The sequence below is a fragment of the Skermanella sp. genome, assembly GCF_059503625.1.
In genome coordinates this window covers 334-5321 of the sequence record NZ_JCACHA010000796.1, presented here as the reverse complement: position 1 = coordinate 5321, position 4988 = coordinate 334, and the positions used below count along the sequence as shown (strand labels likewise).

Annotated in this window: 5 protein-coding genes; all 5 read left to right on the top strand. The window is 64.2% G+C overall.

The window, feature by feature from the left end; all coding sequences use genetic code 11:
• A partial coding sequence (locus AC5JJ6_RS28170) for a triose-phosphate isomerase (protein WP_496045243.1) occupies nucleotides 1-89 on the top strand: 89 nt, incomplete at its 5' end.
• Nucleotides 90-209: 120 nt separating this feature from the next.
• Entirely contained in the window at nucleotides 210-548 is a 339-nt protein-coding gene (gene secG, locus AC5JJ6_RS28165) for a preprotein translocase subunit SecG (RefSeq protein ID WP_496045240.1), read from the top strand.
• Nucleotides 549-642: 94 nt separating this feature from the next.
• Complete coding sequence (gene pyrG / locus AC5JJ6_RS28160; protein ID WP_496045239.1) at nucleotides 643-2271, top strand: CTP synthase; 1629 nt, start codon at nucleotides 643-645, stop codon at nucleotides 2269-2271.
• A 45-nt stretch (nucleotides 2272-2316) separates the two neighbouring features.
• Complete coding sequence (gene kdsA, locus AC5JJ6_RS28155; protein WP_496045238.1) at nucleotides 2317-3168, top strand: 3-deoxy-8-phosphooctulonate synthase; 852 nt, start codon at nucleotides 2317-2319, stop codon at nucleotides 3166-3168.
• Between the two features lie 118 nt (nucleotides 3169-3286).
• On the top strand, nucleotides 3287-4988 hold a 1702-nt coding region (locus AC5JJ6_RS28150; protein WP_496045237.1), incomplete at its 3' end, for a DUF4214 domain-containing protein.

Genomic DNA, 4988 nt, shown 5'->3' with positions numbered 1-4988 from the left:
TGTCGGTGGACAATGTCGACGGCGCCCTGGTCGGCGGCGCCAGCCTTGCCGCCGACGATTTTTGGGGCATTGCGGAAACTTGCCGCTAGCGAAACTCATGACGAGTTAGTAAATATCGGTCGAAGGCGTGCCATGCCCATCCGAAAGGGGCGGCTGGCGCGCCTATCGGTTTTTGAGCATCGGTTTTCAGAAGAGAAGGTTTCCGGACCATGGAAGCAGTGGTTCTGATCGTGCACCTGCTGATCGCAGTTTCGCTGATCGGTGTGGTGCTGGTACAGAAATCAGAAGGCGGCGGCCTTGGCATCGGCAGCAGCGGCGGGGCTGGCGGCGGCATGATGTCGGCCCGCGGCACGGCCAACCTGCTGACCCGGACCACCGCGATCCTGGCGGGGGCCTTCATGCTGACCAGCCTGGTCCTCGCGATCATGGCGGGCGGGCAGAACCGGCCGCGCTCCATCATCGACCAGATGCCGCCCCAGCAGTCGGCGCCGGCCGAAGCGCCGCCGCCCGCGGCGCCGGCGGCTCCGCAGGCTCCGGTATCTCAGTAGCGTTGCGCACAGGATCGGGTAGTCGGGAGGCGGCGGTTCGGCCGCCTCTCTCATTTCAGGCATGATTGATCAAAACTGGGATCGGCAAGACACCATGACTCGGTACATATTCATTACCGGCGGCGTCGTTTCCTCTCTCGGCAAGGGCCTTGCCTCCGCGGCACTGGGCGCATTGCTCCAGGCACGTGGATTCAAGGTGCGGCTGCGTAAGCTCGACCCCTATCTCAACGTCGATCCGGGCACCATGAGCCCGTATCAGCACGGCGAGGTCTACGTCACCGACGACGGCGCGGAAACCGACCTCGACCTCGGCCACTATGAACGGTTCACCGGCGTCGCCGCACGCAAGAGCGACAACGTCACCACCGGTCGCATCTACTCCACCGTGATCCAGCGCGAGCGGCGTGGCGACTATCTGGGCGCCACCGTCCAGGTCATCCCCCACGTCACCGACGCGATCAAGGAGTTCATCCGAGCCGACGTGACGGACGAGGACTTCGTCCTGTGCGAGATCGGCGGCACCGTCGGCGATATCGAGAGCACGCCCTTCCTGGAGGCGATCCGCCAGTTCGGCAACGAGGTCGGGCACGAGAACTCGCTGTTCATCCACCTGACCCTGCTGCCCTACATCCCCTCCGCCGGCGAGTTGAAGACCAAGCCGACCCAGCACTCGGTCAAGGAGCTGCTCAGCGTCGGCATTCAGCCGACCATCCTGCTGTGCCGCGCCGATCGCCCGATTCCGGAAGGCGAGCGCCGCAAGATCGGCCTGTTCTGCAATATCCGCCAGGAACGCGTGATCGCGGCGCTGGACGTCGATACCATCTATCAGGTGCCGATCAGCTACCACGAGCAGGGCTTCGACGTTCAGGTGCTCAGCTATTTCGGATTGCCGCACGACGGCGAACCCGACCTGAGCCGCTGGCGCCGCATCGTCCATACCGTGCGTCAGCCCGAGGGCGAAGTGACCATCGCCGTCGTCGGCAAATACACCAGCCTGCTCGACAGCTACAAGTCGCTGGCGGAGGCGCTGATCCACGGCGGCATCGCCAACAACGTCCGGGTCAAGCTGGACTGGATCGACGCCGAGATCTTCGAATCGGACGACGCGGTCCAGCATCTGGAGCACGTCCACGGCATCCTGGTGCCGGGCGGCTTCGGCGAGCGCGGGTCGGAAGGCAAGATCCGGGCAGTCCAGTTCGCGCGCGAGCACAAGGTCCCGTATTTCGGCATCTGCTTCGGCATGCAGATGGCGGTGATCGAGGCGGCACGGCATCTGGCCGACATTCCCAACGCAGGCTCCACCGAATTCGGCCGCGACGTCGTCCCGGTCGTGGGCCTGATGACGGAATGGGCGCGCGGCAACCAGACCGAAATTCGCGGCGCCAACGACGATCTCGGCGGCACGATGCGGCTGGGAGCCTATCCCTGCCGGCTGATCGAAGGCTCCCGGGTCCGCGGCATCTACGACTCGGAGCTGATCAGCGAGCGCCATCGGCACCGTTACGAAGTGAACATCAACCTGCGTGGACAGTTGGAGTCGGCGGGGCTTCTGTTCTCCGGCCTGTCGCCGGATGGCGCACTGCCCGAAATCGTCGAACTGCCGGGCCATCCGTGGTTCGTCGGCGTCCAGTTCCACCCGGAACTGAAGTCGAAGCCGCTGAGCCCGCATCCTCTGTTCATCGATTTCATCCGCGCCGCCATCGAGCAGAGCCGGCTGGTTTAATCCGGCTGGTCCTTCAGGGGCCGGTCTCGCAGGGAGGGTCGACTTATGACAGACGCCACTACGCTGAACCGCACCGTAGAGGTCGGTCCGCTTTCCATCGCCAACGACCGGCCGTTCGTCCTGATCGCCGGTCCCTGTGCCCTTGAGAGCCGGGAGCACGCGCTGGAGACCAGCCACGCGCTGGTCGAGCTGACGCGCAAGCTCGGCATCGGCCTGATCTACAAATCCTCCTTCGACAAGGCCAACCGGACTTCCCTTGGGAGCAACCGGGGCATCGGACTGGAGACCAGCCTGCCGATCCTGGCCGAAGTCCGCGAGACCTGGGGCTGCCCCGTCCTGACCGATATCCATCTGCCGGAGCAGTGCGGTCCTGTTGCGGAAGCGGTCGATGTGCTCCAGATCCCCGCTTTCCTGTCCCGCCAGACCGACCTGCTGCTGGCCGCCGCCGCAACCGGCAAGGCGATCAACGTCAAGAAGGGCCAGTTCCTGGCCCCCTGGGACATGAAGAACGTCGCGTCCAAGCTCGCCAGCACCGGCAACCAGAAGATCCTGCTATGCGAGCGCGGCGTCAGTTTCGGCTACAACACCCTCGTTTCGGACATGCGGTCGATCCCGATCATGGCGCGAACCGGATATCCCGTCGTCTTCGACGCCACGCACTCGGTCCAGCAGCCGGGCGGGCAGGGTGAAACGTCGGGCGGCCAGCGGGAATTCGTGCCCGTGCTGGCGCGTGCGGCCATCTCGATCGGAGTTGCCGCCGTCTTCATGGAAACGCACCAGGACCCTGACAAGGCGCCGAGCGACGGCCCCAACATGGTCTATCTGAAGAACCTGCCGGGCATCCTCGAAACCCTGGTCCAGTTCGACCGTCTGGCTAAGGCCAATCCGCTGTTCTGATCGACTTTCGGGACGTCGTTCATGTCCCGAATAACCTTTCCTGCAGTCAACTTGTCACTGCAATGCCCTGTCTCGACCGGCTAATCAAGGCGATCACCAACAGCGCCGAAGGTGGCCCATGGCTGCACCACAGAAGGACTCGGCAGAGTCCATTGAACACGTGCCGGTGGCAAGTGCCGATGTCAGTGGGGCCGAAGCACTTCCCTACTACATAGCGGCGCTCCTGCCATCGGGTACTCCCCGGTGGAACGATCAGTCCAGTCTCGGCAGCCCCGCTACGGTCACCTACAGTTTCATGACCGCGTCGCCCGATTACGCCTGGTTCGACGATTCGTTCGGCTTCGCTCCGATGTCCGGCGTCCAGCAGGCTGCCGTGCGCGCCGCACTGGCGACATGGGCGGAAGTTGCCAACATCACGTTCAAGGAAGTGCCGGACGCGGGCGATGGCGGAGAGATCCGATTTGGGACCAACAACCAGAACGGCGCCAGCGGCGGCTACACCTACTTCCCCAATTCCGACCCGGCCGGCGGTGACGTCTACATCGCGAACGATCAGGATTCCAACAAGAACCCGGAGTCCGGCAACTGGGGCTATCATACTCTCGTCCACGAAATCGGCCATGCGATCGGGTTGAAGCACCCCGGCGATTACGATGCCCATGGCGGCGGAGCAGAAGGTCCCTTTCTGCCGGCGGCCGAGGACAACCACCAGTTCACGACGATGTCGTATACCACTCAACCGTGGACCAACTACGGCACCTACGGTGCCGCACCGGCACTCTATGACGTCGCGGCGATCCAGTATCTCTATGGCGCCAATCTGAAGACGCGGCCCGGCGACGATGTCTATCAGCTGTCCAATACGGAAACCGCCTTCACGAAGGTGATCTGGGACGGCGCCGGGTCCGATACGCTGGACGCGGGCGCCCAGACGCGCGGCGCCACCATCGACCTGCGGGAAGGGGCGTTCAGTTCGATCGGAACCAATGGTGCCGGCGGCAGCGCCGTTAACAACGTATCGATTGCCTACGGCGCCAGTATCGGCAACGCGAACGGCGGCAGCGGCGACGATACGATCACCGGCAATGCCCTTGCCAACCGTCTCAACGGCGGGACCGGCAATGACAAGATGTACGGCCTCACCGGTAAAGACACCTTCGACGGCGGTCCCGGCAGCGACGTCATCGACGGAGGGGAGGGGCCGGATACCGCCCTCTGGTCAGGCCCGCGCAACGCTTATGCCATTTCCCTGAACGCCAATGCCGACGACACCGTCGCGGATTCCTCCGGGACCGACCGCATCGTCGGGAACTCGATCGAGCATTTCGTCTTCGCGGACGGAGAATACGTCACCGATACCGCCAGCACCGCGGCGCAGGTCTATCGGCTGTACGGCGCCACCCTCGGGCGGGAACCGGATGCCGGTGGGTTGAAGGGATGGGTCGGCGCCATCGACTCCGGTTCGCTGACGCTCAGCAAGGCCGTAGCCGGCTTTACCGGCTCACCGGAGTTCACCGGACGATACGGCGATCCGGAAGACGCGGCCTTCGTTACCCTGCTGTACCGGAACGTTCTCGGGCGGGAGCCCGATGCACCGGGAATGCAGACTTGGACGACCGCGCTTGGCGGTGGAGAGAGCCGGTCCGACGTGGTGCTCGATTTCTCCGAGTCAGCGGAAAACATCAATCGGACGAGCCCGGGCGTCGAACAGGGATTGAGGCTTCGCGACGACACGGCGGCCCAGGTAGCGCGTCTCTACCATACGACCCTGGATCGCCTGCCGGATGCGGAGGGACTGGTCACCTGGACCAATGCCCTGC

Excerpts from the sequence above, each read along its gene's own strand:
- secG (WP_496045240.1), top strand. The coding sequence starts at position 210 with ATGGAAGCAGTGGTTCTGATCGTGCACCTGCTGATCGCAGTTTCGCTG.
- pyrG (WP_496045239.1), top strand. The coding sequence starts at position 643 with ATGACTCGGTACATATTCATTACCGGCGGCGTCGTTTCCTCTCTCGGC.
- kdsA (WP_496045238.1), top strand. The coding sequence starts at position 2,317 with ATGACAGACGCCACTACGCTGAACCGCACCGTAGAGGTCGGTCCGCTT.